Origin of the sequence: Vreelandella titanicae BH1, assembly GCF_000336575.1 — a bacterium.
Lineage (GTDB): Bacteria > Pseudomonadota > Gammaproteobacteria > Pseudomonadales > Halomonadaceae > Vreelandella > Vreelandella titanicae.
In genome coordinates, this window is the sequence record NZ_AOPO01000009.1 from 103,841 (window position 1) to 130,137 (window position 26,297).

The following is a 26,297-nucleotide window of genomic DNA, read 5'->3' on the forward strand; positions in this document are numbered from 1 at the left end:
CTAAACTAGACCTATTAAACTAAGCTTACTAACCAAGTCGCATTTTTAGGAGATTTTATATGGAGGCTATCAATATTCACGAAGCTAAAACACGGTTGTCTCAGCTAGTGGCGAGGGCTGCCGAGGGGGAGGGGTTTATTATTGCCAAAGCAGGCAAACCGATGGCACGCGTGACGGCCATTGATAGCCCTACTTCTGGACAGCAAAAGCGTCTGGGGTTTCTGGCAGACCAGTTTAAGATACCTAATGATTTTGATCGTATGGGACAGGAGGAAATAGCCGAGATGTTTGGAGGTTGATGTGAATCTACTTCTGGACACGCATGTTTTGCTCTGGGCGGCGGCAGCGCCGGAGAGGCTTTCTGTTGATGCGCGAGCTATGATTAATGACGAAGATAACAGGCTCTATTTTAGCGCTGCCAGCATATGGGAAGTGGTCATTAAGAACAGTCTGCAACGCCCTGATTTTCACGTTGACCCGCACTTGCTGCGTCGTGGGCTGCTGGATAACGGTTATTTAGAACTTTCTATCAGTTCATTGCATACACTTAACGTTGCTCATTTACCAGTCATCCACAAAGACCCTTTTGATCGAATTTTGGTGGCCCAGGCAGAAGCTGAGGGATTTTTGCTGCTTACTGCGGATGAGCTGGTGGCTCAGTATGCTGGGCCTATCCGGAGGGTATAACTAACTTGTGGCTTAAGGCTTCAGCACTGAGCCATTCAAGCGTCTCAGTGCCGGCTGTTTCTTCAACATGCGTCACAACGGCGTTTTACTTCCCCTTCCAGGAATTTCTCGCACTAGGCGTGGCATTAAGAAGCCGGGTAAATGATCGCGAAGATGAGCAACCAGCTCGCGTGCTTCGCTGTCCGGCACATCAAAATGCGCAGCGCCTTGCACAGGATCCAGTACATGCAGGTAATAGGGCAGAATACCTGCTTCGAATAGCCGTTCAGAAAGTGCGGTAAGGGCCGTGACACTATCGTTCACATTGCGCAGCAGTACACTCTGGTTGAGTAGTGTTGCACCCGCCTGCTTAAGGCGCGCGCAGGCGTCTACCACCGCCTGGTCGATTTCATTGGCGTGGTTAATATGCAACACCACCACCTTTTGCAGGCGTGTAGAGGAAAGCCAGCCAAGCAGAGCGTCATCGACCCGATCGGGAATCACCACCGGCAGGCGGGTATGAATGCGTAGCCGTTTTAGGTGCGGGATGCTTTCTAGCTGCTCCACCAGCCATGCCAACTGGCGATCGCTGGCGGCCAACGGATCGCCGCCAGACAGAATCGCCTCGTGAATAGTGGTGTCAGCGCGCAGGTAATCCAGCGCTTCCTGCCACTGCGCTCTGGAGGGTGAGTTATCGCTATAGGGAAAATGGCGGCGAAAGCAGTAGCGGCAGTTGATGGCACAGTTGGGGCTGGCGATAAGCAGCACTCGGCCAGCATACTTATGGATCAGCCCTTTGGCGGGCCGATGTTCGGCTTCTTCAAGCGGATCGACGACGTAGCCATGTGGCGTTAGTGCTTCCTCGCCAAGCGGCAGTACCTGACGCAGCAGCGGGTCGTTTATGTCGGCATAGGCTATTCTGTTGAGGTACGCTTCAGGCACACATACGTCAAACAGTGCATGTCCAGCCTTGGCGCCCGCCAACCAGTCGTGGCTTAGGCCCAGCCGTTCGCATAGTGTTTGCGGGTCACGAATGGCATGAGAAAGCTGCTGCTGCCAAGTGGAATGCGCCAGTGAGTCGCGATGGCTTTGCGTTTCAGACGCGGCAATAATGATGTTCTCCTGCAAAAAAGCCCTCCTTCGGGTTATCATGCGCGCACTTATTTAACGACGCCATTTGCAACGCTGCTGGCATATAGCTACTGGTATATAAACCTGCTGACAGTGGCAAAGTATGGCTTCGCGCACCACCTGTTGATACAAATAACTGAAATGGATGATTGAGAGACATTATGGCGAACTATTCTACCAACGAATTCAAGGCCGGTCTGAAAGTAATGCTCGACGGCGATCCTTGTGCAATCGTTGAGAACGAGCTGGTCAAGCCCGGTAAGGGGCAGGCGTTTAACCGAGTTAAACTGCGGAATTTGATGACTGGCCGCGTAGGTGAGAAGACTTTCAAATCCGGTGACTCGCTGGAAGGTGCCGATGTCATGGATTTAGAAATGGAGTATCTCTACACCGATGGTGATATGTGGCACTTCATGAAGACCGATGGCTCGTTTGAGCAGTATGCGGTAGAGAAAAAAGCGCTAGGCGATACCGTCAAGTGGCTGAAAGAGCAGGTGCCCTATATCATTACGCTTTGGGATGATAAGGCCATTTCCGTGACGCCGCCTAACTTTATCGAGTTGGAAGTCGTGGAAACAGATCCCGGTTTGAAAGGCGATACGGCACAGGGTGGTTCTAAGCCTGCGACGTTGTCTTCTGGCGCTGTGGTGCGTGTGCCGCTCTTCATTAACCAGGGCGAAGTGTTGAAAATCGATACGCGCAGTGGGGACTACGTCTCACGCGCTTGATCGCTTTCCAGGGCGCTTGTATGTCTTAATGGCCACGCTTTGTGCGTGGCCATTATTATTTAAGGTGATTTTTTCAAGGAGTCGTTATGGCCATTGATTGGCAACCCTCAGCGTCCTTTGAAACGCTGCGCGAACGGGCGCGGTTAATGGCCAAAGTGCGCGCTTTTTTTGCCCAGCGTGACGTGCTGGAAGTGGAAACGCCCGTGCTGGGGCAGGGGGGAAGCACGGATATCCATTTGGTGTCGCTGCACACTCTGGCGCGCACGGACAAAGGGCAGCGCCGTCTATGGCTACAAACCTCCCCTGAATTCCATATGAAGCGCTTGCTCGCAGCGGGCAGTGGGCCGATCTTTCAGCTTGCGCGAAGTTTTCGCGATGGCGAAATCGGCGCCCGCCATAATATTGAGTTCACTATGCTGGAGTGGTATCGGCCGCAATTTACGCTGGATCAACTGATTGATGAGACTGCGACGCTCATTATGTCACTGTTGCCCAGTTTCCCCGGCCCACCTGTGCATTACCGCTACCGGGAGTTGTTTCATACTTACGTAGAGGTTGATCCGTTCACGACGTCTCTGGATAGGCTGAGGGCGATAGCTGCCGAGCGGGCACAAATGTCTGCCCAATCCTTAGCTGATGAAGGCCGCGAGACCTGTCTTGACCTGTTAATGAGCGTGGTGATCGAGCCGCAGTTAGGCCAGCAGGAGCTAAGCGTGGTAGTTGATTATCCGGCTAGCCAAGCAGCCTTGGCGCGACGCCATCAAGATGCAGATGGTGAGTGGGTGGCTTCCCGCTTTGAGGTCTATCTTAACGGTATTGAGTTGGCTAACGGCTACGATGAGCTGACCGATGCGGCTGAGCAGCGCACGCGCTTTGCTGAAGATAACGCTGAGCGCCGCCGTTTGGGCTTACCGGAAGTGGATGTGGATGAGCGGCTGCTGGCCGCACTTGAGCACGGAATGCCCGAAGGCGCCGGTGTGGCGCTGGGGATAGATCGCTTGATTCAGTTGGCACTCGGCAAAGCACGCCTGGAAGACGTGCTTACATTCTCAACGCCCAGCTGTTAGCGGCTAGTTGCTAACAGGCTGCAAGCCGTCAAGCCGAAATCCTCCGCAGTAGGAATACCAGCGGTACGCTGGCAATGTAGATCAGTCCCATCCAAGTAAAGATGTCGTTAAAGGCCAGCACTTGTGCCTGCTGAGAGACTCGTTGCGCCAGCATGGCGACGGCGGTGTGATAGGTATCGGGCACCGAGCCGGCGAGCATCGCTTGGTATTTGGCGATCTCCGCTACCACGACCTCGCGGCTAGTATCGATAGCAGGAATGAGCTGATTCCAGTGAAAGTCCTCGCGGATGTCGCGCACCGTATCGATCAGCGCCAGTCCCATGGCACCCCCCAGGTTGCGCATCACGTTAAAAAGCCCGCTGGCGTTGCCTACCTCGCTCGGCGGCAGGGTGCCCAGGGCAATACGCGAGGCTGGAATGATACACAAGATCAGCCCCATGCCGCGCACGATCTGCGGCACGCAGAACTGCCAAAAGCCCGACTCCACGGTAAGATTGGCGTTCATTATGGTGCCCACGCCGACCAGCAGTAGGCCCATAAACAGCATAATGCGCAGATCGAGGCGGTTGGACAGCTGACCGACAATAGGCGCGCAAAGAAACATCGTCAGCCCGGTGACGAACATCACCTGGCCAATTTGCAGGCTCGAATAGCCGCGCACATAGCCAAAAAACAGCGGCATGATGTAGACCAGCCCGTAGAGCGCGATGCCGATGATAAAGCCCATCCCGGCGCCGATGGCAAAGTTGCGGTTGGTAAAGGCGCGCAGATCGACGATTGGGTGGTCGCTGCGCAGGGTGCGGATGAAGAACCAGGCTCCCGCCACTAGGCAGGTCAGGCTGAACAGCAAGATTCGCTGGCTGGCAAACCAGTCATCGCCGGGCCCTTCTTCAAGCACAAACTCTAGCGAGCCCAAAAACACCGCGATCAATACCAGGCCGATCAAGTCCAGGTGGCGCGCGACCGCGTGGTTGGGTTTGTCGATATCGAGAAATGTCCAGGCGGCCCAGCAGACCAGAACGCCGGGGATCACGTTGGCCAGGAACAGCCAGTGCCAGCTGAGCGTCTCGGTGATGTAGCCGCCCACGGTGGGACCCACCGAGGGTGCCATGGTGACAACCATGCCGATCACCGCCTGCACGCTGCCCATCACCCGGCGGGGAAAGATCGAAAAGCTAACTGCCTGGGTAATGGGTATCATCGCTCCGCCCATAAAGCCCTGAATAGCGCGCAGCACGATCAGTTGCTCGATCGAGGTGGCCAGCGCGCAGCCCAGGCTCGCCAGGGTGAAGCCGACGCACGACAGGGTGAAGGCTACTCGAGTGGAGAGAATGCGCATCAGCATGCCCGACAGCGGGATCATCACAATCTCGGCGATCAGGTAAGCGGTCTGCACCCAGGAGATTTGATCCTCGCTGGCTGAGAGCCCCGCCTGGATTTCGTTGAGCGAGCTGGCGACGATCTGAATATCCAGAATTGCCATGAACATGCCAAACACCGCAGCAATGAAGCCAATGCGCTGTGGCCAGGGTGGCATGTCGTTAACGCCCGTCACCGAGCCGGCGACCGTCTCGCTCATGACTTGGGCCGCTCCGCTGCCAACTGCTGGGCAGGGCGGGAGTCATTTTGTGGTTCAAGATGACGAGTATCGATCTCGGGCACGGCCGATAGCCCGGCGCGCAGTTGGCTCAGCGCCTCGGTGGGGCCGGTGACGCGGATCTTGATCGGCACCCGCTGGACGATTTTGTTGAAATTGCCGGTGGCATTGTCCTGGGGCAGCAGGCTGAACTCGGTGCCGGTGGCTGGCGACAGGCTGTCGACGATGCCTTCGTAGGTAATATCCGGGTAGGCATCCAAATGCACCGCGACTGGCTGGCCGACGCGAATCCGCTCGAGCTGGGTCTCCTTAAAGTTGGCTGCCACGTAGGCCGACTCGATGGGTACCAGTTGCAAAAGCGTCAGCGACGGCTGCGCTAAGGTGCCGACCTCAACGCGTAGATTGCCAATCACGCCGTCCCGGGGGGCGACGATGCGGGTCTTATCCAACTGGTGGCGAGCATAGTCAAGATCGGCGCTAGCGGCGTCCAGATTGGCTTCAGCGCGGGTCACGTCGCTCTCGGCCACGGCTAGCTGCCGCCTGGCCGAGACAACCGCTGCTTGGCTTTCGGCAAGCTTTGCCTGGGCGACACTCAGTGCGGCCTGGTCATCTTCGCGCTGCTGACGGGAGCCATAGTTGTTGGCGGCAAGCGACGAGGAGCGCTCCAGATGCTGGCGCGCCTGGTCGAGATTAGCCTGGGCCGCCTGCTGCTGAGCCGTGGCCTGATCGATAGCCGCCTGTTGCAAATCTACCTGGCGGTGTGATTGGGCGATTGAGGCTGCGGCCACTGCCTGCTGGGCCTCGGCCTGGGTCACCTGGTCGCGGTAGCTCTCGGCGTCTAGACGTATCAGCAGATCGCCTTGCTTGACCGTTTGGTTATCATCTACCGCCACCTCGACGACCCGCGCTGATAGCTCGGCGCGTACCGCGACGCTGTCGGTGCGCACGTAGGCATTATCGGTCTCTTCCATGAAGCGCCCGGTTTGCCACCAGCCCATGCCCCACCAAATTAGCGCCGCCAGGACGATAATCCCCGCCACCATAGCGAGTAACTTGCGGCTAGTTTTGCCGCTGGAGTGGGCATCTTGACCCGCGACGGCATGGCTGCTTTGGCGCTCATCCGGGGGCTCGCCCGGCTTAGTATTCGATGTCATGACCACTCCTTAAGGCAATAGCGCTCCTGCTAGGGGCTCCCTGTGAGGAAAAGACACCTCCCTTGGGAAAAAGACAAATAGTGTAATGAATGCTACATTACATTTCCAGGGCAAAAAATATTACTTCTGTGCGCCGCGTCTTTATAATTAATCCTTCTTTATATACCTCTATAGGAGTGTCAATGCCACGCTCAACCGCGCCAGATATGCTCGGTCGCAACATAACTGATGGCGTATCGTCGCGCGGCGTGGCGCGCCGTGAACGTTTGCTGGATGCTGCCCGGGATGTTTTTCTTGAACAGGGCTATGCCGGTGCCAGCGTTAACGAAGTGGTTGCCCGCGCCGGCGGATCTTTGGCGACGCTGTATAAGCAGTTCGGTAACAAGGAGGGATTATTCACAGCGGCGATGGAGCGTCATATCTCCACCGCTTGGGCAGTGCTGGAGGAGGGGCGACGGGATCACCAAGCCCTAGAGCAGGTGCTGTACGAGCTAGGCCGCCGAATGCTGACGTTGGTGTTCGAGCCGGGCGTGATCCGTTTAGTTCGCGGCTTAGCCTTTGAGGCCGAACGGGCTCCGGAGCTTGGTGAGCTGTTTCTCACTCGCGGCCCCGACCAGACCCGTCAGGCGCTAGCTGCTTACTTAAGCGAGCAGGTGGATAGCGGCCGTCTTGACCTCGACGATCCGCGTGAAGCGGCCGGTATGTTTATGGGCATGTTGCTTGGTGAATGGCACATTGACGCTCTGCTTGGTCGCCATGTGCGTCTTGACGAGACGCGGTGCAACGCTCGAGCTCGACGCTGTGTCGAGCTCTTCCTCTCAGGTGCGGCTAGTGCTTCGACCTAGGTCGTTCAGGGGGAAAGGTCATCAATAAGCTCCCAGCGTTTGCCCCATCTGCACCATGCTGCCCAGCGGATTGTTTGCGAAATTGGGCGGCTTGGCGAAACACATCACCACCGTTGAGCCGAGCTTGAAGCGGCCCATCTCAGCGCCTTTTTCAAGTGTGATAGGTTGGCTAAATTGTGTGCGCTGAGGGCAGCCCGCAAGCGGCGTCACCTGCCCTGACCAGACGGTTTCGATGGCAGCGACGATCATTGCACCAACCAGTACCATCGCCATGGGGCCGTGCTCGGTATCAAAGATACATACTAAGCGCTCGTTGCGGGCGAAGAGGCCTGGCACGCAGTTGGCAGTGGCTTGGTTGACCGAGAATAGTCGCCCCGGCACGTAGATCATTTCCCTAAGCGTACCCGTCACCGGCATGTGCACCCGGTGGTAGTCCCGAGGGGAGAGGTAAACGGTGGCAAAGCTGCCGCCTAAGAACTCTTCTGCCAGTGCCGTATCGCCGCCGAGCAGGGTTTGCGCGGAGTAGGTGTGGCCTTTGGCCTGCACCAGTTGTCCGGCCTGTAGGCGTCCGTATTGGGAGAGCGTACCATCGGCGGGGCTGAGAATACCGTCGCCTAGCGGGCGGGCATCCGCTTTGAGCGCACGGGTGAAGAAGTCGTTGAACGTAGCGTAGGCGGTAGGGTCTGGCTCTAGCGCCTGGCTCATATCAACGTTGAAGCGTTTGATAAACGCTTTAATCAAGGTGTTTTTCACCCAGGGATTGTCACACTGGGCGAACTGGCCGGTTAGGCGCGAGATCGCGTGGTGAGGCAGCGGATATTGGAGTAGCGAAAAGGTTTTTTGGGAAAGAGTCACAGTGGTTACTTTTTGGCAGTGGCTTGTAGTGGGATATTGCCATTAAGAGCTACCCCGGTGACAGGTCTACGAGGGGGCGCTGTGAACCCTTCCTTGGGCGCTACATTTGCCATCTGACCGCCATGGATGGCGGAAATGCCGGAATGGTATGGAACATTTTCCGGCCATGGCAAATGACCCCCTCTACAACCTGTCCCCGGCGCTCTTGATCGAGCACATATTTGTTTTAAACATTGGGGAAGAGTGTGTTATTACTTTTCAATCGGTGTGTCGTCGCGGTTGCCCCATTCACCCCAGGAACCCGCATAGCCGCGCATATTAAAGCCTAGCGCCTTGCCCACCAGCCAGGTGAAGCTGCTGCGGTGGTGGCTTTGGCAATGGGTGGCAATTTCCATGTCGGGCGTGAGGCCCAGGGCGCCTAGCTCGGTGATCAGCTCGGCGTAATCGCGTATACGTAGCGCGCGGTTGCGATCCATGGCATGGAGCCAATCCATATTGACCGCCCCCGGAATATGGCCCAGGTGCTTGTTGTTACCGCGTAAGCCATCGTACTCATCTTTGGAGCGCGCATCCCATACCGCAAACTGCCTATCATCGAGCTTTTCTTTGATTTCGTCGCAGGTAATCAGGGCTTGGGGGTTGAGAAACTCAGCGTGGTATTCGCTGGGGGTTGGGGCGGTCGGTTCTGTGCTCTCTTCCAGGCCCGCATCGCGCCAGGCGTGAATGCCGCCGTTCAAATAGGAGTAGCGGGTGTGGCCGATCAGGTCTAGCGTCCACAGTAACCGTGCCGCCCAACCGCCGCCTTCGTCGTCGTAAGCGACCACGTGAGTATCGCGGGTTAAGCCCAGGGCACTGAACAGCCTTGATAGCGCCTCGACGCTGGGAACGTCGCTGGGCACAGGCCCTTCACCGCGCATCAAGTAGCGAAAATCGAGGAAGATAGCCCCAGGCACATGGCCCTGGCGATAGCTATCGCCGTTGACCGGTACATCGATAATCAGCAGCTGTGGGTCATCCAAATGTTCCTGCAGTTGTTCGGGCTCAACGATTAGCGGCAGCAGGTTGGATTCCGACGATTGGCTTTCGGTGCTCATGAGTAACTCCTCTAAATCCTAGCTATCCAAGCTATCAAGTATGCGCCGGTAGCTGGTAAAGCGTGCTGGATGAATCTTGCCTGCCTCGACCGCTGCGAGTAAAGCACAGCCTGGCTCATTGCGGTGGCGGCAGTCGCGGAAGCGGCAGTGACCAATATAGTCGTGAAACTCGATAAAGCCGTCGGTGACTTCCTGCTCGTTGAGGTGCACCAGGCCAAACTCGCGAATACCCGGTGAGTCGATGAGATCGCCGTCGGCCACTTCAGCGCGACTCATGGTATAGAGGCGTGCCGTGGTGGTGGTGTGAGTACCTTTGCGCGAGTCTTCCGAGAGCGCACCAATGCGCAGGGTTTCATCGGGTAGCAGCAGGTCGATTAGCGAAGACTTGCCCACGCCGCTTTGACCGACGAATACCGAGGTACGGCCTTCAAGCTGGCTGCGCAGATCATCCAGCCCGGTTTCGGTAGCGGTGGTGGTGCGCACGACGGGATAGCCTAAATCGCGATAGCGTTCTAATAATTTGCCTAACTCGCCGCCATCTTCTGGCAGCAGATCGGTTTTGTTGAGCACCAGCACTGGCGCTATACCGGTGGCCTCGGCGGCGACCAGATAGCGATCGATAAGGTTGGCGTGAGGTGCGGGTTCCACCGCAAACACGATCAACAGCTGGTCAATATTGGCGGCCACTGGCTTGAGCAGGCCGCGAGCATCTGGGCGCTTAAGCACGCTATCGCGCTCTTCACGGGCCACCACCACGCCGGAGCCTTCTTGCCCTGCGCGCCATATCACTCTGTCGCCGGTGACTAGGCCATCCAAGTTGGCGCGTAAGTGACAGCGCACCGGTTCATTATCGCTATTGCGCACCTCCAAGGTGCGTCCAAAGTGAGCAACGACACGGCCTGGCTGTTCGGCACCGTATTCACCGGCGGCGAGCTTTTCAGCGTCTTGAACATCGCGCTTTTCTGCACGCTGGGCACGTTCCGCCTGGACTTTCTCGACGCGCCACTGTTGCTGGCGACTTAATTTACGTTTGCTCATGACCACCTGATGATCGCTACAATAGATGTCATTGTACCTATCAAAGGTGTGATTGTACTTATCAAAGATGCCATCAAGTAGCCAAGCTCTCCTTTGTAGCTGCTTGAAGGGTCTATTTTCAGTGTTATTTAAGAAACCTCTGATTAACTATTGCGCTCGACCATACGGCGTTAAAAATCGCCTCAAAATGCTCATTTACAACCCGTAAACTCCGCTTTTTCGTTGATTTTTGCCTTGTCTGGCCTTCACTCATTACGTTAATCAGAGGCTCCTTAAGTATTATTTTGTTTTTCACTATTCAGGTTGCATTCAAGTCTGCTACTCATTGCAGTGCTCTCATCAACACCTAAAAAGGCTAAGCATTACAAGGTATCGTAACCGTGCTCAAGGTGAGATTCGCGGAGGTTGTGCGCTCGCTCTGTCTGGTGAAATGTCTCAAGAGCACTCATCAATTAGTATAAGGCATTGTAGCTGCTCACTACGCATTTACTGTGGGCGTCAAATCAGATGACCTTATGTCGTATGCACCTGAAATCGGAGTGGCTCTCGTAAGGAAGTGTTTTATATAACATAAAATGTATTCTTATACATTTTATGTTCTGAGCCAGGCTGCATTATAGGGTTGTATAAGCATAGGTCTCACTAGTCTTTTTATGAGTCTTTAAAAAATCTTCACCAAGGGCTATTTGACACAGCAATCTGAGGGCTGCTATTAATATTTTGTGATATATCACAGCATGCATCGCAAACATGGAGCAGCTTATGAAAACTATAAAAAGATCTATCGTAGCAGCGCTTGGCATTGCTTTACTCTCGCCTTTAACCAACAGTTACGCGCAAGACGTAACAACGCTTAACTTCCAAACACATCATAGTTCCTCATCACTACAAGGAGAGGCACTTAATCGATTTGCCGATTTGGCAAACGAAATGTCAGGCGGTAGTTTAGATATAAAAATGCATACTGACTCAGCAGTAGTGAAAGCGTCTGAGGCATTTGAGTCAGCAAGTATGGGTATTATTGATGGTGATGCAACGGGGGCAGGATATATAACGGGTAAAAATCCAGCCTTTCAATTTTATGGCGATATCATGGGAGGGTACAACACACCTCTCGAGTTAATCGGTTGGTATAAAGATGGAGGCGGGTTAGAGCTAGCTAACGAACTATACCACAAATTTGATATGCACTTGGTTGGAGTGTTTGTCGCGACTCCTGAAGCGCTCAGCTCGACTACTGAGTTGGCGGGGATAGAAGATATAGATGGTTGGAAGTTCCGCTCTCCTCCTGGTATGGAGTCTGAAATATTTGCAAGTTTGGGAGCTGGCCCAGTTGTAATGCCTTTTGGTGAAGTGTTTACGGCGATGTCCACAGGAACCGTTTCCGGCGCGGATGCATCCACCTTGGCAGTGAATAAAGGTTTAGGTCTCTACGATATAGCAGAGCACGCTACTTATCCGGGTTTTCATTCAATGCCCATTGAGCACGTGGCGATGAATCTTGAAAAGTGGAATAGCCTTAGTGAAGCAGAGCAACAAATACTTCGTTCTGCTCTGGATACCATTGCATTGGAGATAGTTCAAGACTCCACAATGCTCGATCGTCAAGCAGCAGTAGAACTTAGACAAGAAGGCGTAACTCTACACGATTGGAGCGAGGAAGACCGTCAGGCATTCAGGGAAGCAGCTCAAGCAGTGTGGGAAGATTGGTCGACACGTAGTCCTGAAGCGAAAGCCGCGTATGATTCACATATCGCCTATATGACGAAAATAGGCATCCTTGAATAGATGAAAATGCCAATAAACCGAGGCCATTAGGCCTCGGCTTACTCAAGGAGAGACTCTATGCCACCTGCTAAGCATAAGTCATCGATTGCAAAAACAATAACGGCACTTTTTTCTTTGCTGCTACTCGTGATTGTGGCCGTCACTTTTTACGAAGTGTTAGCCAGGTATATATTTAAAGCTCCCACCCTGTGGGCCAATGAGCTGGCACTTTGGTTATCTGCGCTTCTTTATGCGGCAGCAGGTGTCTATGCAATGCAGCTCGACCAACACCTTCGTATTACCGTCTTATATGACGCTTCGCCATCTTGGCTAAAGCGAGTATTCGACTGTATCCAGCTTATTTGCGTGCTTACTTACTGCTTGGCGGTATCCTGGTTCGGTTGGCCCAGTTCATGGAAAGCATTGTCAACGTGGGAGCGCTTTGGTACCGCTTGGAATCCTCCCATACCTGCGACAGTCAAGCCTGCCATAGTGTGCGCAGCACTGATAATAGCGATCTACGCGATTATCAATTTCGTCAATAATATGCGGGGGATCGACACTCGCTCACTGGCTGAGGAGAAGGGACGTGTCGATTGAGTTAATTACCCTAGTACTTGTTCTTGGCGTTCTATTTCTGATGGCCATAGGTGTGCCGCTGGCCTTTGCTGCGGGTTCTCTTGCGATCACAATCGCTTACTTTAATTATGGTACTCCCGTCATCGCCATTGCCCACAAAACGATATATGGGCTGGCTACTGAGTATGCATTACTCTCTATTCCGTTGTTTATATTTATGGCAACGCTGTTAGAAAGATCGAGAATAGCCCACGACCTTTACAATAGTCTCAATAAACTATTTGGACACCGAAAAGGTGGCGTAATGACCGTTACGCTTGTTATATCCATCTTTATGGCTGCCATAAGCGGTATCATAGGTGGTGAGATTGTTCTGCTCGGTCTAGTGGCACTACCTCAAATGTTGAGGCTTAACTATGATAAAAAACTGGCAATTGGAGTGATCTGTGCTGGCGGTTCCTTGGGGACAATGATCCCTCCGTCAATTGTGCTAATTGTTTATGGGCTCACCGCCGAAGTCTCAGTGCATAAATTGTTTCTCGCTTCATTTATTCCAGGCTTTGTATTAGCGCTTGCCTATTATGCTTATATCTATATTCGTTGTACATTAAACCCAAACCTAGCCCCAATGCCCGATAAAGTAGAAGTCGAAGCCATTGGTTGGAAGGACATCATTCATGGTTTCCTTCCGTTTCTGTTGCTAATTTTTATCGTGTTTGGGTGCATCTATGGTGGAATAACATCAATTACAGAAGCAGCTGGGGTAGCTGTGGGCGCCACCCTTATGGTGATATATGCACGCAAAGAGCTTTGCAAAGAGTTAGTGTGGCAAGCGCTTAAAAGGACGCTCCTGTCATGCGGTATCATTTTATGGGTAACTTTTGGCGCAGCTGTATTAATTGGAATATACAATCTCTCAGGGGGGCAACAGTATGTTACTAGCTTTATTGCTGGGCTAGGTATTTCTCCCTTTGCAACAATCTTGGTTATGATGCTAGTGTTTTTTGTGCTTGGGCTGTTTATGGATTGGATTGGAATACTGCTTCTTACAATTCCTATTTTTGTACCCATTGTAACTCATTTAGGTTATGACCCAGTATGGTTTGGTGTGCTCTTTTCACTAACGATGCAAGTTGCATTTTTGTCACCTCCATTTGGGCCGGCTGCATTTTATTTGAAAAGTGTTGCCCCACCTGAGATCAGCCTTCAAACAATATACGCTTCGCTTTGGCCATTTATGCTTATACAAATAGCAATACTGGTATTTATGTTGGCTTTTCCTGGTATAGCACTTTGGTTGCCTGCCGCACTCAGCTAAAAAGGATTAAAAATGAAAATAACAGCGATAAAAACATATCGACTAAAAGAATTTTCCAATGTGCTTTGGGTACACGTTGAAACGGATGCTGGTATCGTCGGTTTAGGTGAAACATTTTATGGTGCTGGGGCTGTAGAGGCCCATATACACGAAACACTTTCCGAGCGATTGTTGGGCAAAGATCCTCTTCATATTGAGGCTTTGCACAAAGAGATGGTATCACTCCCCATGGCGCAGTCTTCAACAGGCGCTGAATACCGCGCAGCTTCTGCTATCGACATAGCTCTCTGGGATATCTTTGGTAAAGTATGTAACCAGCCAGTCCACCAAATGTTAGGGGGACTGTGTTGGGAGAAAATTCGTATATATAACACTTGCGCAGGTTATCGTTACGTTCGAACCAACAATATCAAGCCGGTTTCAAATTGGAATATAGGTGCCTCAGAGGGGCCTTATGAGGATCTGGACGGCTTTATGAACCGCCCAGCGCAGTTAGCTGAAAATCTCCTGGAGTCGGGTATTACGGCAATGAAAATCTGGCCATTTGACCCCGCTGCTGCTGAGACGCGTGGCCAGTACATCACCTCACCGCAAATGAAAAAAGCGATAAAACCTTTCGAAGAAATACGTAAGGCTGTTGGCGATGAAATTGACATCATGGTTGAGTTTCATTCTCAGTGGAATTTACCGACCGCAAAAAATATTGCTAAGGAATTGGAGCAATTTAATCCCACTTGGTATGAAGACCCCATCCGAATGAACTCACCGCAAGCACTTGCTGAGTTTGCCGCTTCTACCTCTGTTTGGACGTGTGCCAGTGAAACGCTTGGTTCTCGTTGGCCCTATAAAGACATGCTGGATCGTGACGCAACCCATGTGGTTATGGTCGATCTCTGCTGGACTGGGGGGTTAACAGAAGGGCGCAAAATAGCCTCCCTTGCCGAAACCTGGCATCGCCCTTTTGCTCCTCATGACTGTATTGGCCCGGTTGGATTTGTGGCCGCCATTCATATGTCGTTTAGTCAGCCAAACACGCTCATTCAGGAGAGTGTAAGAGCTTTTTATCGAGGCTGGTACACCGAGTTGGTAACGGTTGTACCCAAAATCGAGAATGGCTTTGTATACCCCATGGAGGGGCCAGGGCTTGGCGTTGAGCTTCTGCCCACTTTCTTTAAACGCTCCGATTTGAGCGTGAGAAAAACTTCACTTTAAAGGAGCCACCCATGGCAACGAATCTTTTTGACTTAACGGGTAAAACCGCTCTCATTACCGGCTCTTCACGGGGCTTGGGTCGCGCTTTTGCCGAGGGGCTTGCCAGTGCTGGAGCTTCGATCATTCTTAATGGCACGAGCCTAGAGAGGCTAGAGGCAGCTAAAAGAGAGATGACTCAGAGTGGCTATCATGTCGAAATAGCAGCTTTTGATGTCACCAATGAAAGCGAGATTAAATCAGCCTTCGACCAATTCGATAAAGCTGGTATCAATATTGACATTTTGATAAATAATGCCGGAATACAATTTAGAAAGCCGATGGTTGAGCTTGAAACATCCGATTGGCACCGTGTAATAGATACTAATTTAACCTCAGCTTTTGTTGTCGGCAGAGAAGCGGCAAAAAGAATGATTGAGCGTGGTTACGGAAAGATAATTAATATCGGATCCTTAACCAGTGAGCTAGCCCGGGCAACGGTTGCTCCCTACACGGTAGCCAAGGGCGGCGTTAAAATGCTGACTAAAGCCATGGCTGCTGAGTGGGGAGAGTATGGAATCCAGGCCAACGCTATTGGCCCAGGTTATATGTTGACTGACATGAATGAGGCCCTAACCACTAACCCCGATTTTGATGCATGGGTAAAAAGTCGAACACCAGCCCGCCGTTGGGGGAAACCTGAGGAACTCGCAGGAACAGCCATTTACCTTAGCTCCGCTGCTTCAGGCTATGTTAATGGACAAATAATTTATGCTGATGGCGGCATGATATCAGTGCTATAGGGGGCCTTTATGCAAACAATAGTTATACACTCCCCCGGTGACTTGCGCGTCGAAGAGCATCAAGAAGCGCATCCGCCTGGTTCAGGTGAAGCAAAAATAACGATTAGTAAAGGTGGTATTTGCGGCTCTGACCTTCATTACTTCCATAACGGCGGTTTTGGTGCGGTAAGGTTGCAAGAGCCTATGGTTCTAGGACATGAAGTAGCTGGTGTTGTCGCGGAACTTGGCATAGGTGTTTCACATTTGAAAGTGGGCGATAAGGTGGCTGTGAATCCTTCTATGCCTTGTGGCAAATGCCAGTACTGTCAAAATGGCCAACGAAACCAATGCGAAGACATGCGTTTTTTTGGAAGTGCCATGCGTTTTCCTCATCAACAGGGGTTGTTTCGCCAAAATGTCACGATTCCAGCCCAACAACTCTACCCGCTACAACCCGATACTGACCTGACATATGCTGCTTGCGCAGAGCCTTTAGCCGTTTGCCTCCATGCTGTACGCCAAGCAGGCTCTTTGGTCGGGAGTAACGTATTAGTCTCGGGATGCGGGCCGATTGGCTGCTTAACGGTACTTTCTGCTGCTCGTGCTGGGGCTCAATATATTACCGCGACAGATCTTTCTGATGCTCCTTTAGCGATTGCGGCTCAATTAGGTGCGCATCGTAGTGTTAATCTCAATAGCCAACCAGATGCGTTGACCTCCCTTGCTCACGGGAAGGGTAGCCAAGATGTTATCTTTGAATGCTCGGGTAGCCCCAAAGCACTTGCGTCGGCATTAGAGATTATTAAGCCCGGCGGTATTATTATTTTGGTCGGTTTAGGTGGTGAGATTCCATTTCCCTTAAATTTAGCGGTTGCTAAGGAGGTTAAGATGATGGGGAGCTTCCGCTTTGACGAGGAATTTTCCCAGGCAGCTGATCTTATTGATAGAAAGGTGGTTGATTTAAAACCTTTCGTATCTTCAGTTATACCTTTTGGAGAGGCAAAGTCTGCTTTCGATCTAGCTTCTCTGCGTGAAAAATCCATGAAAGTTCAGCTTGATTTTGACGGAAAATGAGTTTTTACATGATAATTTGTTGTGCTTTTTTTGATAGAGGTTGATTGAATGTTAAATTTATGTTTGCTATGAAAGGTGCGATGAGTGTTTTTATTTATTTACCAAGTATAATATTTTATTTGGCGAGCTTATGCATGGAAAAATAGGCAAGTTTTGTCCGATAACAATGGCTGAATAGATATGAGCAATAAAACTAGTAATGCGGGTCAGAACCTGCTTGATCTCGCCTATGATAAGCTTGAAGAACTCATTGTCACCTGCGAGCTAAAGCCAGGCAGCCATCTTAGGATTCAAGACTTACAAACGATGACAGGCTTTAATCGAATGCCGGTGTATCAGGCGACAACTCGTTTGGCTGCTGATACGTTAATGATTATTCATCCGCGACAAGGTGTCCAGATTTCACCAATAGACTTGTCTCGTGCTTCATTACTGCTTGACTTACGTCGAGACCTTGAAAGGTTTGTTATATCGCTGGCTAGCCAAAGGGCAAGCGACGCGCAAAGAAGTCAGTTTCGCCACATAGCTAACTTGTTAAAAACAAGTGAGTCTTTAACTATCTCTGAATTCAATGCTTATGATAGCAAAATAGACCAAATGGTGCTTTCCGCGTGCGGTGAGCCTTTTCTACAGTATACGCTTAGACCTCTGCATACTATTTTTCGAAGAATTGGCTGGGTTTATCATTCCTATACTGCCGGTGGGGAAAGTCTTGATAGTACCGTGGAAGGTCATATCGCTGTCCTGGATGCCATACTTTCCGGTAAGCCAGAACAAGCCGCACTGGCATCTGATAAGCTTATTGACTTTGTGAAAGATATGTTGCCGGTTTTAAGCGATGAATTACCTCCTAGTGTCTTTGATGTAAGAATGGAATTTAAACAACCTTAATTTAATAACAATACTGGAGCTTCCATGGACATAGTCTTTCATGGCAAAAATGCACAAACATTTTTTAGCAATTTTGAATCCCTTCTTGAGGACGATCACACCATAAAACTGTTGCCAGATACGCTCGAATCCGAAGAAGATATTGCTTGCTATGCCGGTGCCGATGTCATTGTTGGTGTCAAACATGATTCATCGCTACCTACTTTAACAAAAACAAAGTTGTTTCATGTCCCAGGCGCTGGTTATGACGGTTTAGACCTCTCTCTGCTTCCAAGCACAACAACGGTCTGTAATTGTTTTGGCCATGAGCAAGCCATCGTTGAGTATATTATATCAGCTCTGCTGCTGAGACATGTTCCTCTAGCGGATGCTGATAAAAAATTAAGACATGGTGACTGGGAGTATTGGGCTGGTGGTGCATCAGGCCTACGCACTGAGCTATCTTCTGAATCCATAGGTATCATCGGTTTTGGACATATTGGGAAAGAATTGGCAAGTCGAGCTCATGCTTTTGGAATGGATGTTTCAATAGCAAATAGGAGCATAGTTGAAGCGTCTAACCAAATAAAAAAATATTATGCTTTTGATGATCTATCTTCTATGTTGAAAGATGTCGATATTGTCGTTAATACGCTTCCGCTGTCTAAAGATACTGAAGGTTTTATTGGTCAAAAAGAGTTTAAAGATATGAAAAGGAGCGCTGTTTTTGTCAATGTTGGTCGTGGCCGCGTGGTTGATGAGAAAGCGTTATTTGATGCCCTAAATGAGTCGAGAATTGCTAGCGCGGTCATAGATACTTGGTATGTCTATCCGGCAGGCTCAGAGTCTAACCCTTTACCCGCTTCTCTTCCTTTCCATGAATTAGACAACGTGATTATGACCCCGCACATGTCAGGATGGACACACGGTACGGTAAAGCGCCGCCAGTTAACGATGGCACGCAATATTAATAAACTTTCCAAGGGTGACGGCGATCTTGTGAACATTGTTTCTACTTAAATGCCAATTAAATCAGAGATCTGCTTGTGAATCTTTACCCATAATTAAAACGGCATAGTTTGCTGATGATATAGCTTCAGCGGCAGATGCAGAACTGTTTCCCCTCGTGTTAAAGTGCGAGAATTTATAGGGCCTGTGGACGTTTCGTCGTGATTCACGCTGAAACGTCCACAGGCCCTTGTTTAACTGTAAGCGTAAATTTAAGGCACAATGGCATGATTTGAATAGCCATTTAGGCAAAAGGATAACGGTAATGAGCAACGATACGACGGGTGCAACAGAAGGAAAAACAGCGCCGCGGAATGATCTGCTGGTGTGGATTGATCTAGAGATGACCGGTCTCGATCCTAATAAAGAGCGCATCATTGAAGTAGCCACGCTCATTACAGATGCGGATTTGAATGTGGTCGCCGAGGGGCCGGTTATTGCGGTGAAGCAGCCCGATAGTCTGCTGGCGCAGATGGATGACTGGAACCAGAAAACCCACGGCGAATCAGGCTTAGTCGCACGCGTGAAGGCAAGCCAAGTGGAAACCGCGGAAGCTGAGCAGCAAACCCTGGCGTTTTTGCAGCAGTACGCAGTGGCAGGTTCGTCGCCCATGTGTGGCAACAGCATCCATCAGGATCGTCGTTTTCTCGAGCGTGAAATGCCTGCGTTGCTCAACTTTTTCCACTACCGCAATCTTGATGTGTCTACCATAAAAGAAGTGGCCAAACGCTGGAACCCCGGTGCGCTGGCGGGCTTTAGTAAACAGAATGTGCACTTGGCCATGGACGATATTAAAGAGTCGATTGCCGAGCTGGCCCACTACCGCAATACATTTTTACGCGTTGATCAGCGCAGCGACGAAGAAGAATAGCTAAGAAGAGTAGCGTTTAAGACGCGTCAGTGGCAATGCGCTCACTGCGTTTAAGACGCTGCACCTCAAGCGCCCAGGCGACGTGTTCACGCACCAGCGAGCTTGGGTAGGCTCTGCGCGCCCAGAGCGCGGCTTCAACGGCCTCGCTCCAGGGCGCGTTACCCAGGCCAATGGCGATATTGCGCAGCCAGCGCTGGTAGCCAATGCGCCGAATGGGGCTGCCAGCGGTTTTATCCAGAAACTCCGCTTCGCCCCAGCCAAACAGGCTAATAAGCGATGCGCGATCCAGGTCATGGCGCGGCGCAAAGTCATTTTCCTGGGTGATATGGGTAAAACGCGTAAAAGGGCATACCAATTGGCAGTCGTCGCAGCCGTAAACACGGTTACCCATAGCGCGGCGAAACTCGACCGGAATCGCCCCGTGTAGCTCAATGGTGAGATACGAAATGCACTTGCGCGAGTCGACCACTTTATCGTCAACAATGGCGCCGGTGGGGCAGGCCACCTTGCACGCGTTACAGCTTCCGCAGTGTTCGTGCTCAAACGGTGCGTCAATGGGCAATGGAAGGTCAGTATAGAGTTCGCCAACAAAAAACAGCGAACCCGCCTTGGGGTTGAGCAGCATGGCGTTTTTGCCAAACCAACCAAGCCCCGCTTTTTGAGCCAGAGCGCGTTCCATCACCGGCGCTGAGTCGACAAAAGCGCGGTAACCGAAGCTGCCGACTTCCTGCTCAATTTTTTTTGCTAATAGGGCTAACCGTTTGCGGATTAGCTTGTGATAATCACGGCCAAGGGCGTAGCGCGATACATAGGCGCGGTTGGGCTGACCGAGCACCTTGGTGCTCTCCACCTCGGCGGGCAGGTAATCCATGCGCACGCTGATAATGCGTTGAGTGCCGGGTTCCAGCTCCTCTGGGCGAGTGCGCTTGGTGCCATGCTTGGCCATAAAGCCCATTTCGCCGTGGTAGCCCTTTTCCAGCCACGCGTCGAGGTGGTCTTCATGAGCCGACAGTTCAGTATCGGTGATGCCCACCTGCTGAAAACCCAGCTCTCGCCCCCAGGTTTTAATCAGGTCGGCAAGGCGAGCAAGTTTCTGGTCAGTCATTGCACCATCAGAACGTGCAAAGGCAGTGGAATTCGACATAGTCAATCAACAGCAAGGCATTAAGCGCGCTATGCTAACGCATTGGCAGCCATCAAAACATGTGAAAGGAGCGATCGTGACAGTCCCGAATACTTCCATGCTACGCCCCCTCTATAAAGCCGCCCAGGTTCAGGAACTCGATCGGCGCACGATCGCCGGGGGTATCGATGGCTTTGCATTGATGCAGCGCGCCGCCTCAAGCGCCTGGCACAGCTTCCGCTCCCGCTGGCCACAAGCACGTAGTATCACCGTGCTATGTGGGAGTGGCAACAACGGTGGCGATGGTCACGTGCTGGCAGCGCTAGCCATGCAGTCGGGCCTCAAAGTACAGCGGATAACCCTTAAGTCCGTTGAAGAGCTCAGCGGCGACGCGACCCGTGCCGCAGAATTAGCAACATCCGCGGGCGTGGGCTGCGAGGAGTGGCACGCTGGGATTGAGCTCACCGGCGAAGTGATTGTTGATGCATTGCTGGGTACCGGGTTGACCGGTGAAGTAGAGGGGCGCTTCAAGCGTGCTATTGAAACGATCAACGCTGCAAAGCAGCCAGTCCTGGCGATTGATATTCCCTCTGGATTGGTTGCCGACACCGGTGCGGTACCGGGTATTGCTGTGAAGGCCTCCTGCACGGTGACCTTTATTGGCGATAAGGTTGGATTACATACAGGTGATGCCCCTGCCTATACTGGCGAGATCGACTTTCGACCCCTGGGTGTCAAAGCCCAGGCCTATTTCGATATTCCCCCCACGGCTTGGCGGCTGGATGATTCGCTGCTGGCAGAGGCTTTTGCACCACGCCTGCGTACCAGCCATAAAGGCGACATGGGCCATGTGCTGATCATGGGCGGCGCCCCTGGTTTCGGAGGTGCCGCGCTGCTGACCTGTCAGGCTGCTGCCCGCTTAGGGGCGGGTAAAGTAAGCTTGGCGACTGCCCCAGAACATATTGCCGCCAGTTTGGTGCGTTGCCCGGAGGTGATGGCTCATGGCGTACGCGGTGGCGCTGAGGCCGCTGAACTGCCCAGTAACGCTGACGTTGTGGTGGTCGGGCCAGGGCTTGGCCAAGCTGCCTGGGGGCAGGCGGTGCTGCAGAGTGCGCTGCAGGCAGATAAGCCGCTGGTGGTAGATGCCGACGGGCTTAACCTCCTGGCGCGCCAGTGGCCGGAGGTTCGCCGTGATAACTGGATTTTGACTCCACACCCCGGTGAGGCCGCGCGACTATTGAACTGTTCCGTTGCCGATATCCAATCCGACCGGCCCGCTGCTGCCCAGGCATTGCAACGCGCTCGGGGTGGTGTGGTGATTTTAAAAGGCGCGGGCAGTTTAATTGCTGGGCCTAGCGGTTTGGTGGTGTGCCCTTACGGGAACCCCGGTATGGCCAGCGGCGGCATGGGCGATGTGCTCAGCGGCATGCTGGGGGCGTTGGTTGCTCAGCGGGGCGAGGTGGAGTTTAGTGTCTGGCTAGGTGCCATGGTGCATGCGTTAGCGGCCGATCGCGCGGCAGCGGAAGAAGGCGAGCGTGGCCTGCTGGCCAGCGATCTGGCATCCTATGCGCGAAAACTGATTAATCCGTGAAGGCAGCCCACATGCAGGTGCAATTAGACAACGAAGAGGCCCAGGTCGCTTTTGGCGAAACTCTCGGGCACGTATTGCAAGGACGCGGGCTCGTCTATCTAGAGGGTGAGCTAGGTGCCGGTAAAACCACGTTAACGCGTGGCATCCTGCGGGCTTACGGCCATCAAGGGGCGGTTAAAAGCCCCACTTACACCTTGGTAGAGCCTTATGAGTTGAACGATCAGCGGGTTTATCATCTGGATTTATACCGCTTAGCGGATCCAGAAGAGCTTGAGTTTATTGGTGGTCGAGACGTGCTGGCCGACGATGCAGTCACCATTATTGAGTGGCCCAGCCGCGGTGAAGGGTGGTTGCCAGCGCCTGACCTACGCCTAACCTTAGAAGTAGTGGCGCAAGGGCGTTTAGTCTCATTAGCTGCGGGTAGTGATAACGGTCAGCGTATGCTTGAATTATTGCGAAGTAAGGTAAGTGCAGTCAGTAAAGAAGGTTCCGACCAGTTGGAGAACGGTGTGATTCAATGGAAATGAAGGGCATAGCGGCAGGCGTATATCGCTTATTAGCCGCCGGTTTTTTTGCCCTGGCGGCGGTTGATGTACAAGCGTCCAGCGTAGAGAGCATGCGGCTTTGGGCGGCGCCAGATCATGCCCGGCTGGTGTTTGATCTCTCCGCTGCGACTAATGCCAACGTATTTTCGCTGGAGAACCCGGCGCGGTTGGTGATTGATTTAGATGATACCCAAATGGATACCGACCCCAGTACGCTGCCTTTGCATGACAGTGCAATTACCTCGGTGCGTACCGGCGTGCGGGAGGGTGGGGACCTGCGGGTAGTGCTTGAACTCAATCGAGAAATTGAGCCACGCCATTTTACCCTGACACCTAACGACCAGTACGGTCACCGACTGGTCGTTGATCTCGAATATCCTGGTGAGAGTGCCGTCGAGAATCCGATTGACCCCATTGAGGCGATGATTCGGGATCAGGAAATTCAGGCCCAGCGGGCATCTGCTCAAGGCCTGCTGTCGGACAGCGTGGCGCCGCCTAGCGAGGCAGCGCCGACAGAAGTGCAGGCAGCCAAGCCGCACCCAAGGCGCGATATTATTATTGCCGTCGACGCCGGTCATGGTGGTGAAGACCCGGGGGCGATTGGCCCTTCAGGCACACGGGAAAAGGACGTGGTGCTGGAAATAGCCCGTCGCCTAGCCGCTGAAGTGAACGGTACTGAGGGCTTTAAAGCCGTGCTGGTGCGGGATGGTGACTACTATATAGGGTTGCGTCAGCGTACCGCACTGGCACGTGAGCAAAAAGCCGACTTTTTTGTCTCGATACACGCCGATGCTTTCACCAGCCCAAGACCCCAAGGGAGCTCGGTCTATGCGCTTTCTCAGCGCGGCGCCACCTCGGAAACCGCCCAGTGGCTGGCGGATAGTGAGAACCGCTCCGACCTTATCGGTGGTGTCGATGGCAGTCTCTCCTTGCGTGATAAAGACCAGGTGCTGCGCGGCGTGTTGTTGGATTTGACCATGACTGCCACGCTGAATGACTCGCTCTCGATCGGTGGTCAGGTATTGGAGCAGTTAGGCCGCATTAACCGGCTGCATAAGTCGCGGGTCGAGCAGGCTGGGTTTATGGTACTGAAGTCTCCCGATATCCCCTCGCTGTTGATCGAGGTTGGCTTTATCTCTAACCCTGACGAAGAGCGTCGGCTACGCGACCCAGTACACCAATCAGGGCTTTCTCAGGCTATCTTCAGCGGTTTGCGCGAGCATTTCGAGCGATTCCCACCGCCGGCCAGCCTGCTTGCCTGGCAGCGTGATAATCAGCGTCGCCCTTCGGGTAACGAGTACCGTATTCAGTCGGGAGACACCCTGTCAGCGATTGCTGTGCGTCATGGCGTGCCGGTTAATCAGTTGAGGCAGGCCAATGACCTGAATGGTGACGTGATTCGTGTTGGCCAAGTGTTACAGATTCCCCGTTCATGAGGTGCCGTGTTGACTGATATGACCGCTACCGCACCGCGTATACAGGTACTCGACCCGCGGTTGGCCAACCAGATTGCCGCCGGGGAGGTGGTTGAGCGCCCCTCATCGGTCACCAAAGAGTTGATAGAGAACGCTATTGATGCTGGCAGCCAGCGTATCGAAGTAGAGATCGAGCAAGGGGGCGCGCGGCTGATCAAAGTGCGCGATGACGGGATTGGCATTGGCGAAGAGGATTTACCGCTGGCCCTGGCCCGCCATGCCACCAGTAAGATTGGCAGCCTGGAAGACTTAGAGGGCGTTAGTTCGCTAGGCTTTCGCGGTGAAGCGCTGGCATCGATTAGCTCCGTCTCGCGGCTGGAGCTGATCTCCAATGCCGAAGACGACCCCCGCCATGGCTGGCGGGTGGTTGCGGAAGGGCGGGGCATGGAAGCACGGGTGACACCTGCGCCACACCCCCGTGGTACCAGCGTTGGCGTGCGCGATCTGTTTTTTAATACCCCCGCCCGGCGCAAGTTTCTGCGCACAGAAAAGACCGAATTTGCCCATGTAGAAGAGGCATTTCGCCGTCAGGCGCTATCCCGCTACGACATCGCCTGGGTATTGCGCCATAACCAAAAAGTCATTCACCAGTTGCCCGCCGGTCACTCTGCGGCGGCCCGGGAGCGGCGTATTGCCTCGCTGTTGGGCAAGAATTTTATCGAGCATGCTCGCTATATCGAGCGCGAAGCGGGCGGTATACGGCTAAGCGGCTGGGTTGGCTTGCCCACCCACTCGCGCTCACAGGCTGACCAACAGTACTTTTTTGTCAATGGACGCGTGGTGCGTGATCGTTTGGTCGCCCACGCGGTGCGTCAGGCCTATCGTGATGTGCTGTTTAACGGCCGTCATCCGGTCTTTGTGCTCTATCTGGAGCTTGATCCAGACGTTGTGGACGTCAACGTCCACCCCACCAAGCATGAAGTGCGCTTTCGTGATGGTCGTATGGTTCACGACTTTCTCTATTCGAGCCTCCATCACTCCCTGGCGTCGGCTAAACCCGCTGAGAGTGCAGAGGAGCATGATGCCGAGGTGTCTGATACGTCAGGCGCATCGCCACAGGGCGAAGCTTCAGAAATGGGGGCTGAACAACCCCGCTGGCAGCAGCAGGGGATTGCGCTGACCCACTCGCCGGATCGCCACCCCGGTGCTGAGCGCGTGCGCCGCTTTATGCAGGGTTATCAGGCGCTACACCCCAATCACGAAGAAACGCTGTTAACGCCTCAGCCGAGCCCTCCCAGTGAGCGAGGTAGTGAGGTGCGTGAAGCGCCCCTGGCGATGCCTGATAACGACCCCACTGCGCCACCACCACTAGGGTTTGCGCTAGGGCAGTTGCACGGCATTTATATTCTGGCCCAGAACGCTGAGGGATTGGTGCTGGTGGATATGCATGCCGCCCATGAGCGAATCGTCTATGAGCGCATGAAGACACAGCTGGCCGCTGCCAAAGGGTTGGATGCGCAGCCGCTGCTAGTGCCCGTCTCCATTGCCGCTAGCCGGGCCGAAGTGGCCACGGCAGAGAGCGAGCAAGAGTCAATTGCCAAGCTGGGTATTGAGCTGGATATCGCCGGGCCAGAGACGCTGCTGGTACGTCAACTGCCGGCGTTACTTGCCCAGGCTGATCCTGAGGCGCTGGTGCGTCAGATGCTGGAAGAGCTGGCGCGCTATGGGCGTACCCATCAAGTCGAGGCTAGGGTGCATGAACTACTCTCTACTATGGCCTGTCATGGCAGCGTGCGTGCCAACCGTCGGCTTACTATCGACGAGATGAACGCGCTACTGCGCGACATGGAGCGCACCGAGCGCAGCGACCAATGTAATCACGGTCGTCCCACCTGGACGCAGATGGGGCTCAAAGCGCTTGATCGGCTCTTCTTGCGCGGCCAATAGATGCTTGAACAACAGCTGCGCGATCAGTAATCACCTTTTTCTTA

25 protein-coding genes are annotated in these 26,297 nt (G+C 53.1%); 18 read left to right on the forward strand and 7 right to left on the reverse strand.

All coding sequences use genetic code 11. From position 1 onward, the window contains the following. The first annotated feature begins 59 nt into the window (after positions 1-59). Entirely contained in the window at positions 60-299 is a 240-nt protein-coding gene (locus HALTITAN_RS16115; RefSeq protein ID WP_027959049.1) for a type II toxin-antitoxin system Phd/YefM family antitoxin, read from the forward strand. A gap of 1 nt (position 300) precedes the next feature. Further along, complete coding sequence (locus tag HALTITAN_RS16120) at positions 301-687, forward strand: type II toxin-antitoxin system VapC family toxin (protein WP_039859760.1); 387 nt, start codon at positions 301-303, stop codon at positions 685-687. Positions 688-759: 72 nt separating this feature from the next. Here the strand turns inward: HALTITAN_RS16120 and epmB are convergent, their stop codons facing one another. Continuing rightward, entirely contained in the window at positions 760-1,794 is a 1,035-nt protein-coding gene (gene epmB / locus HALTITAN_RS16125) for an EF-P beta-lysylation protein EpmB (RefSeq protein ID WP_027959051.1), read from the reverse strand. 164 nt (positions 1,795-1,958) lie between these two features. Here epmB and efp point away from each other — a divergent pair, with 164 nt between their 5' ends. Continuing rightward, complete coding sequence (efp, locus tag HALTITAN_RS16130; protein WP_027959052.1) at positions 1,959-2,525, forward strand: elongation factor P; 567 nt, start codon at positions 1,959-1,961, stop codon at positions 2,523-2,525. Positions 2,526-2,611: 86 nt separating this feature from the next. Further along, complete coding sequence (epmA, locus tag HALTITAN_RS16135) at positions 2,612-3,592, forward strand: EF-P lysine aminoacylase EpmA (protein ID WP_009287746.1); 981 nt, start codon at positions 2,612-2,614, stop codon at positions 3,590-3,592. Between the two features lie 28 nt (positions 3,593-3,620). Here the strand turns inward: epmA and HALTITAN_RS16140 are convergent, their stop codons facing one another. Further along, positions 3,621-5,129: a DHA2 family efflux MFS transporter permease subunit gene (locus HALTITAN_RS16140; RefSeq protein WP_231500663.1), complete on the reverse strand. Its 1,509-nt coding sequence runs from the start codon at positions 5,127-5,129 to the stop codon at positions 3,621-3,623. A gap of 38 nt (positions 5,130-5,167) precedes the next feature. After that, positions 5,168-6,343 carry an HlyD family secretion protein gene (locus HALTITAN_RS16145; protein ID WP_051052085.1) on the reverse strand — a complete coding sequence of 392 codons (1,176 nt, stop codon included), beginning with the start codon at positions 6,341-6,343 and terminating at the stop codon, positions 5,168-5,170. A gap of 182 nt (positions 6,344-6,525) precedes the next feature. On the opposite strand from HALTITAN_RS16145, the gene HALTITAN_RS16150 reads away from it, so the two are divergent. Continuing rightward, positions 6,526-7,188: a TetR/AcrR family transcriptional regulator gene (locus HALTITAN_RS16150; protein ID WP_039859762.1), complete on the forward strand. Its 663-nt coding sequence runs from the start codon at positions 6,526-6,528 to the stop codon at positions 7,186-7,188. Positions 7,189-7,209: 21 nt separating this feature from the next. Here HALTITAN_RS16150 and asd read toward each other — a convergent pair whose 3' ends face one another. The 3 genes from asd to rsgA all read right to left on the reverse strand — a co-directional run bounded on the left by asd (position 7,210) and on the right by rsgA (position 10,175). Then, positions 7,210-8,043, reverse strand: a complete 834-nt coding sequence (asd, locus tag HALTITAN_RS16155; RefSeq protein WP_009287749.1) for an archaetidylserine decarboxylase — start codon at positions 8,041-8,043, stop codon at positions 7,210-7,212. A 251-nt stretch (positions 8,044-8,294) separates the two neighbouring features. After that, positions 8,295-9,137, reverse strand: coding sequence for a sulfurtransferase (locus HALTITAN_RS16160; protein ID WP_022523983.1), 843 nt, complete (start codon positions 9,135-9,137; stop codon positions 8,295-8,297). Between the two features lie 18 nt (positions 9,138-9,155). Next, positions 9,156-10,175: a small ribosomal subunit biogenesis GTPase RsgA gene (rsgA, locus tag HALTITAN_RS16165; protein WP_022523982.1), complete on the reverse strand. Its 1,020-nt coding sequence runs from the start codon at positions 10,173-10,175 to the stop codon at positions 9,156-9,158. A gap of 762 nt (positions 10,176-10,937) precedes the next feature. Between rsgA and HALTITAN_RS16170 the strand changes: the two genes are divergently transcribed. The 9 genes from HALTITAN_RS16170 (at position 10,938) to orn (ending at position 19,632) form a co-directional block, all read left to right on the forward strand. Continuing rightward, positions 10,938-11,963 carry a TRAP transporter substrate-binding protein gene (locus HALTITAN_RS16170; RefSeq protein WP_039859763.1) on the forward strand — a complete coding sequence of 342 codons (1,026 nt, stop codon included), beginning with the start codon at positions 10,938-10,940 and terminating at the stop codon, positions 11,961-11,963. 57 nt (positions 11,964-12,020) lie between these two features. Continuing rightward, positions 12,021-12,542, forward strand: coding sequence for a TRAP transporter small permease subunit (locus tag HALTITAN_RS16175; protein ID WP_009287752.1), 522 nt, complete (start codon positions 12,021-12,023; stop codon positions 12,540-12,542). After that, positions 12,532-13,839, forward strand: coding sequence for a TRAP transporter large permease (locus HALTITAN_RS16180; RefSeq protein ID WP_009287753.1), 1,308 nt, complete (start codon positions 12,532-12,534; stop codon positions 13,837-13,839). Before HALTITAN_RS16175 ends, HALTITAN_RS16180 begins: the two co-directional genes overlap by 11 nt. Positions 13,840-13,851: 12 nt before the next feature. After that, positions 13,852-15,051 carry a mandelate racemase/muconate lactonizing enzyme family protein gene (locus tag HALTITAN_RS16185; protein ID WP_009287754.1) on the forward strand — a complete coding sequence of 400 codons (1,200 nt, stop codon included), beginning with the start codon at positions 13,852-13,854 and terminating at the stop codon, positions 15,049-15,051. Between the two features lie 11 nt (positions 15,052-15,062). After that, positions 15,063-15,830, forward strand: coding sequence for an SDR family oxidoreductase (locus tag HALTITAN_RS16190; RefSeq protein ID WP_039859764.1), 768 nt, complete (start codon positions 15,063-15,065; stop codon positions 15,828-15,830). A 9-nt stretch (positions 15,831-15,839) separates the two neighbouring features. Then, positions 15,840-16,883 (forward strand): L-idonate 5-dehydrogenase, encoded by a 1,044-nt coding sequence (locus tag HALTITAN_RS16195; protein ID WP_009287755.1) that lies wholly within the window; start codon positions 15,840-15,842, stop codon positions 16,881-16,883. Positions 16,884-17,063: 180 nt separating this feature from the next. Beyond that, positions 17,064-17,774: a GntR family transcriptional regulator gene (locus HALTITAN_RS16200; protein WP_051052087.1), complete on the forward strand. Its 711-nt coding sequence runs from the start codon at positions 17,064-17,066 to the stop codon at positions 17,772-17,774. Between the two features lie 24 nt (positions 17,775-17,798). Beyond that, positions 17,799-18,773: a 2-hydroxyacid dehydrogenase gene (locus tag HALTITAN_RS16205; protein ID WP_009287756.1), complete on the forward strand. Its 975-nt coding sequence runs from the start codon at positions 17,799-17,801 to the stop codon at positions 18,771-18,773. Between the two features lie 253 nt (positions 18,774-19,026). Beyond that, a complete protein-coding gene (orn, locus tag HALTITAN_RS16210) occupies positions 19,027-19,632 on the forward strand; it encodes an oligoribonuclease (RefSeq protein WP_039859766.1) in 606 nt (201 codons plus the stop codon). Positions 19,633-19,648: 16 nt separating this feature from the next. Here the strand turns inward: orn and queG are convergent, their stop codons facing one another. Beyond that, a complete protein-coding gene (queG, locus tag HALTITAN_RS16215; protein ID WP_411572265.1) occupies positions 19,649-20,776 on the reverse strand; it encodes a tRNA epoxyqueuosine(34) reductase QueG in 1,128 nt (375 codons plus the stop codon). 97 nt (positions 20,777-20,873) lie between these two features. Here queG and HALTITAN_RS16220 point away from each other — a divergent pair, with 97 nt between their 5' ends. From HALTITAN_RS16220 to mutL, 4 genes are read left to right on the forward strand one after another with little or no spacing between them, the layout of a single operon-like run. Then, positions 20,874-22,346 (forward strand): bifunctional ADP-dependent NAD(P)H-hydrate dehydratase/NAD(P)H-hydrate epimerase, encoded by a 1,473-nt coding sequence (locus HALTITAN_RS16220; protein WP_039859768.1) that lies wholly within the window; start codon positions 20,874-20,876, stop codon positions 22,344-22,346. 11 nt (positions 22,347-22,357) lie between these two features. After that, positions 22,358-22,873 carry a tRNA (adenosine(37)-N6)-threonylcarbamoyltransferase complex ATPase subunit type 1 TsaE gene (tsaE, locus tag HALTITAN_RS16225; RefSeq protein ID WP_039859770.1) on the forward strand — a complete coding sequence of 172 codons (516 nt, stop codon included), beginning with the start codon at positions 22,358-22,360 and terminating at the stop codon, positions 22,871-22,873. Beyond that, positions 22,864-24,327, forward strand: a complete 1,464-nt coding sequence (locus HALTITAN_RS16230; RefSeq protein ID WP_039859772.1) for an N-acetylmuramoyl-L-alanine amidase — start codon at positions 22,864-22,866, stop codon at positions 24,325-24,327. Before tsaE ends, HALTITAN_RS16230 begins: the two co-directional genes overlap by 10 nt. Before the next feature lie 18 nt (positions 24,328-24,345). Beyond that, complete coding sequence (gene mutL, locus HALTITAN_RS16235; protein WP_039859795.1) at positions 24,346-26,253, forward strand: DNA mismatch repair endonuclease MutL; 1,908 nt, start codon at positions 24,346-24,348, stop codon at positions 26,251-26,253. Positions 26,254-26,297: the final 44 nt, after the last annotated feature.